Here is a 5,284-nt window from a genome sequence, read left to right as displayed (position 1 = left end):
GACATTGCCTTGCTCGACGCGAAAAAGGGCATCCGGATGTTTCAAAAAGTGGGCGTTCCGATCCTCGGCATCGTCGAGAACATGGCGGCGCACGTGTGCGGCCGCTGCGGCCACGTGGAGCCCATCTTTGGCGCCGACGGCGGCAAGAAAATGGCGGCCGACTACGGCATGGACTACCTGGGCGCGCTGCCGCTGAGCATGGACATCCGCTTGCAGGCCGACAGCGGCAGGCCCACCGTGGTCGCCGACCCCGACGGCGAAGCGGCGCAAATCTACAAAAAGGTGGCGCGCAGCGTGGCGCTGAAGATCGCCGAACAGGCCAAGGATTTTTCCAGCCGCTTCCCGACGATCTCGGTCAGCAAGGACAGCTGAATTCAGATCCAGATCCCGCCATGCTCCACGTCCTGCGTCTGCCCCGCAATGGACAAGGGCATGCGCGCTGCGGCGCCGGAGGCGGTGACGCTGCCGTCGGCCCGTCCGTCGGCGTCGAACGGTCCGCCATCCTGGATCGAGAAGTCCAGCCGCAGCCGCCCGCCTTCGATGGCCATCTTGCCGCCATAGGGCCCGCTGGCCAGGTTCACCCAGGTGCCTGCGTTGTCCCTGACCCAGTAGCCATTGGCGTCCAGCGCCGGGTCCACGTACAGGCTGAACGGCTCGCTGCTGCGGCCTGCGGCCAGCGTTGCGTCGAAGCGCACCAGACCGAGGGGCATCTCCATCCCCTTGGGCAACTGGGCGGGGGCGTCCTCTTGCTCCAGGCGGGTGACGCGCGCATCGCTGCCCGCGGCGATCTTGCCGTCCTGGCTGCCTGCCACCAGCGTCACGCTGGTGCCGTCCTCGATGCCGTCGCTGGCTGCGGTGGCTGCCCCATCGGGGCCGGGGGTCTCCAAACTCTGCTCTTTCACGGTCATGGCGGTGCGCCGGAGAACGACGGCCTTGCCCAGGATGCCCGTCAGCGCTGGCGGTGTGCGGTTGTCCACCGCCATGGCCGCAAAGCTGGCTGCGTCGTTGCCTGCCGCGTCCTGCACCCCGTTGCCGATCGTGGGCTGGGTGTAGCTGACGCTCACCGTCTGGTTGGCCGTCACGCCGCGCGCCAGTGTCAGCGTGACGGTCTTGGCCTGGGCGTCCACGGCGACGGAGCTGACGGCGTTGGCCGTGCCGTTCACCAGTACCGCAAAGGCGCTGTTCTCCGGTCTATGGTTCTCGGTCGCACTCAGGGTGGTGGCCTCGGTGTAGCCGAGCACCAACCGGGAGGCGTTCACCGTCGCGCTGCCCAGCACGGGGCGCTCGGTGTCGATGCTGTAGCTGCTGCTCGTCGGCGCAAGATCGCGACCGCCCGCGTTGCCCGCGACGTCGGTCACGCCGCTCTCGCGCAGGCGGACCCGGTTGTCGGTGGATGATTCGCCGCTTGTCGGCGCCGTCAGCGTGACGAACCAGGTGATGTCGTCGTAGGTGCGCAGCCTGGACAGCGTGCCCCTGCCCGGATCGATTTGCAGGTCCCCCAGCGTGAAGCTGTCGTGATCCAGCATTTCGGAGAAGCGCAGGACAAGGGTCGCGGATTCGCCGGCGCTGAGCTGGGCGTCGCGGTACCAACTTTCGGCCAAGGCGGGCCGCTTCGTGTCGATGCTGAAATGCTCGCTGTCGGCCCAGCCCTGGCCGGCGCTGCCTGCGGCGTTGCGCACGCCACCCAGGTTCACACGGATGGTGTTGTTCGCCGCATCGGTGCCGGCTGTGGGCGTGAAGGTGGCCGTCCAGGTTCTGCCGCCTGCATGCGCCGTCAGCGGACCCAGTTGGCCCGCGGCATCGTCCAGGTCCAGGTCATCGGACGTGAAGCCGGTGACAGCCTGGCTGAAGCTGAAAGTGACGGTGGTGGTTTCGCCAGCGATGAGCCGGCTGTCGGCCAGCGCGGCGAGCACGCGCGGGCCGCCGGAGCTGTTGTTCGTGACTGACAGGGCCTGCGTGCTGGCCGCGTGGTTGCCTGCGGCGTCCTGTATCGCGTTGTTCCCGGTGCTCGGCGCGGTGTAGCGGACCGTCACCGCTTGGTCGGCTGTCACGGCGCGCTCCAGCGTCAGCGTGACGGTCCTGGCCTCGGCGTCCACGGCGATGGAGGTGACGGCGTTGGCCGCTCCATTGGCCCGTACCGCAAAGGCGGCGTTGGCCGGAACATGCGCCGGGGCCGCACTCAGGGCGTCGTCTTCGGTGTAGCGCAGGACCAGTTGGAAGGCGTTCACCGTGGCGCTGGCCAGTACGGGGCGCTGGGTGTCGATGCTGTAGTAGTCCGAGAACATGTCGAAACCAAAGCCCGCGTTGCCCGCGACGTCGGTCACGTCCGAATTGTGGAAGACGACCGCGTTGCTGGCCGATGCGTCGCCGGTCGTGGGAGCCGTGAGCGTGACCTGCCAGGTGATGCCGTCGCTGCTGCGCAGGTTGGACAGCGTGCCCCTGCCCGCAGGATGGGTGCGCAGGTCCCCCAGCGTGAAGCTGTCCCGATTCAGCGCTTCGGAGAAGACGATGGTCAGGGTGGTGGATTCGCCGGCGCTGAGCTTGTTGTCCGCGAGCGCACCCCGGCGCCACAGGGGGCCCCCGCCGGTATCGACGCTGAAATTCTCGCTGCGGGCCTGGCCCTGGCCGGTGTTGCCTGCGGCGTCGGTCACGCCGCCCATGTTCACCCGGATGGTATTGCTGGAATCCTCGACGCCGTCCGTGGGCGTGAAGGTGGCGCTCCAGGTTTTGCCGTCTGCTCTCGCCGTGAGCGCGCCCAGCGTGCCGTTGGCGTCGCTCAGGTCTACGTCGTCGCGCGTGAAGCCGCTGACGGCCTCGCTGAAGCGGAAAGTCACGGGGGTGGTTTTGCCGACGCACAGGCTGCTGTCGGCCAGCGTGATGGTGGCGGAAATTATGGTCATGGAAGTTCCTCGGTGATTGGCATGCGTTTACGGGTCCGGCCCGGGTGCCCGTGGTCCCGGCTTGTTGCCACCCGTGCCGAAGCGCAGGAAGGCAGGAAAAACCAGGACGCCCGGCGCGTATGTAACGAAAAGCATTAGAACTCAGAGCGTGTGAATTTTTCAATTTCAGCGATAAATGCGACGCAACCCAAGACCCCTTGACCTACGAGAGGCTCCAAAGTTCGTCTCTTGGGGCGAATTCGCTCTGATTTCAAGGCATCTTGGTGCTCCATGATCGCCTGTGCAGCCCGGTTTGTGGTGGCACTGGCCGTGAAAAATGAGAAGCAATATTTGCGCCAACATATTTTCACAGACTCTCACATTACGACATAGTCGCAGGCGGATTGTGGTTTTTGCAACTTCTCCAAGGGAGATTTCTCTTGGCTTGCTTGAATATTTGTGCTGGGAGTTTTCAGAAACGCGCGCCGGCCCAGGCCCACCGGTTCCTGCGCACCGGCCGGGCACGCACGAGAAAAAGGCGCTGGGATCGCCAGCGCCTGAAGGGAACACGCACCTCATCGGATGCCTGGAATTTGCTTGGAAATTGGAAAAACTGTCTCCTCGAACTCCTCGTTTGGGCACACTGAGCGAACGCAGCGCGCTTTTCGAGTGGCGTGACTGTAATGACCGCCCCCCCGTGGTGCATTGGGAGTTTCCCACCCGTGGGGCATGGCAATACAGCCACGCTGCCGGGCTTGCACGGGTTGCGCCGGGAGGGCTTATGGGCTGAAATTCCTTCGTGTGATTTGCTCCGGTCTGCACGAAGGAGGCTTCAATGACCCTGGTTGCCAAGATTCTTCACTCCAAACCCGACCCCACCGTGCACACCATTGCGCCCACGGCGTCGGTGTTTGACGCGCTCGAACGCATGGCCGAAAAGGGCATTGGCGCCTTGCTCGTGACCGAGGGCGACGCCATCGTGGGCATCCTCACCGAGCGCGACTACTCGCGCAAGATTGTGCTCATGGGCCGCACCTCGGCTGCCACGCTGGTGCGCGACGCCATGACCACCCCGGTGATGTTCGTGCGCTCCAGCCAGACCAGCGAGCAGTGCATGCAGCTCATGACCACGAACCGCGTGCGCCATCTGCCGGTGGTCGACGATGGCAAGCTCGTGGGGATGGTTTCTATTGGTGATTTGGTCAAGAACATCATCTCCGAGCAAAAATTCATCATCGAGCAGTTGGAGAACTACATCACGGGAGCGCCGGGCCCGTGAACGCGCTCCCGCCCGGCGCGCGCGACGGCCCGGATTGCGCCAGATGCCGCAAAACCGTCACACAACGGCGTTAGCCTGTCCAGCATTCCCCCCCCCTCTGGGACTTTGGAAAGGGCGCACCATGCTGTGGAAATGGCTGGGATTGCAGTGGTTGCTGGATGACCTGTTCGATGAACGGGGTGGCTTGCGCTTCGATCTGCCGCGCACGGATGGATGGGCGTACGAGGACGCACCGGCCCTTGCGCAGGACTGATGCCAGGCTCCCAGGGCGTGCATGACGCGCACGAGGAGGCCGCGAACAGCCTGAGCCACGGCGTGGCCCTGCTCGGCGCCTGCTTGGTCGTGCCCGAACTGCTGCGCTCGGCGCAGCACGCCCAGGGCGCGAGCTACCTGGGCGTGCTGGTTTTCGTGGTGACGATGGCCCTGCTGTACGCTGCGTCCACCATCTACCACGCCCTGCCGCCGGGGCGATTCAAGCAGTGCTTCCTGAAACTGGACCACGCGGCCATCTACCTGTTCATCGCGGGCAGCTACACCCCTTTTGCGCTCGGCTCGCCCGACGACAGCCTGTTCAACGGGATCGGGCTGGCCCTGGTCTGGCTGGCTGCGGCCGCGGGGTTCACGCTCAAGGTACTGTCGCGGCTCGCGTCGCCCCTGCTGTCAACGGCGCTGTACGTCGTGATGGGCTGGCTGGTGTTGCTCGCGGCGCTGCCGCTGATGGGGCACGTGCCCGCGGTCAGCGCCGCGTGGCTGGTGATTGGCGGGGCGGCCTACACGCTGGGGCTGGTCTTTCTTGCGTTCGACGCGACGGTGCGCTACGCGCATGCCGTCTGGCATGGGTTCGTGGCCGCGGGAACCGCCTGCCATACGCTGGCGCTGCTGAGCAGCCTGTCGCACCCCTGGCGCTCCTGAGCGCCGCCCCTCCGCTCATGCGGTGATGACCCCCGGGCCCGCAGGGCTGGCGTAGAGCGCGGCCACGTCCCCGGCGCGGCGCAGCAGCACGGCGCCTTGGTTGATGTAGCCCTTGTCCGTGATCTCGCCCGCGTCGGGGTCGGGCGGCGCGCTCAGCACGAGCGCCCGGGTGGGGCAGCGCGCCGACCCCGCACCCGCGGCGCACCGCTTGTGC

At 66.1% G+C, this 5,284-nt stretch carries 5 protein-coding genes and 1 pseudogene; 4 read left to right on the top strand and 2 right to left on the bottom strand.

Going from position 1 to position 5,284, the window contains the following annotated elements; all coding sequences use genetic code 11:
• Positions 1–372 (top strand): P-loop NTPase (locus VTU_RS0124430; RefSeq protein ID WP_010110374.1); only part of this gene is annotated, 372 nt, incomplete at its 5' end.
• Between the two features lie 2 nt (positions 373–374).
• On the opposite strand, the gene VTU_RS0124425 is transcribed toward VTU_RS0124430, so the two are convergent.
• Positions 375–2,900, bottom strand: a complete 2,526-nt coding sequence (locus VTU_RS0124425; RefSeq protein ID WP_010110373.1) for an Ig-like domain-containing protein — start codon at positions 2,898–2,900, stop codon at positions 375–377.
• An 814-nt stretch (positions 2,901–3,714) separates the two neighbouring features.
• Between VTU_RS0124425 and VTU_RS0124420 the strand changes: the two genes are divergently transcribed.
• The 3 genes from VTU_RS0124420 (at position 3,715) to trhA (ending at position 5,070) form a co-directional block, all read left to right on the top strand.
• Positions 3,715–4,158 carry a CBS domain-containing protein gene (locus VTU_RS0124420; RefSeq protein WP_010110372.1) on the top strand — a complete coding sequence of 148 codons (444 nt, stop codon included), beginning with the start codon at positions 3,715–3,717 and terminating at the stop codon, positions 4,156–4,158.
• Positions 4,159–4,279: 121 nt separating this feature from the next.
• Positions 4,280–4,411 (top strand): hypothetical protein, encoded by a 132-nt coding sequence (locus tag VTU_RS35515; RefSeq protein ID WP_010110371.1) that lies wholly within the window; start codon positions 4,280–4,282, stop codon positions 4,409–4,411.
• A complete protein-coding gene (trhA, locus tag VTU_RS0124410; protein ID WP_010110369.1) occupies positions 4,411–5,070 on the top strand; it encodes a PAQR family membrane homeostasis protein TrhA in 660 nt (219 codons plus the stop codon). Before VTU_RS35515 ends, trhA begins: the two co-directional genes overlap by 1 nt.
• Before the next feature lie 15 nt (positions 5,071–5,085).
• Here the strand turns inward: trhA and VTU_RS30255 are convergent.
• A pseudogene (locus tag VTU_RS30255) lies at positions 5,086–5,284 on the bottom strand (feruloyl-CoA synthase); the annotation flags it as partial.

This window comes from Verminephrobacter aporrectodeae subsp. tuberculatae At4 (assembly GCF_000193225.1).
GTDB lineage: Bacteria > Pseudomonadota > Gammaproteobacteria > Burkholderiales > Burkholderiaceae_C > Acidovorax > Acidovorax aporrectodeae.
This window is presented reverse-complemented; position numbering and strand designations above follow the sequence as displayed.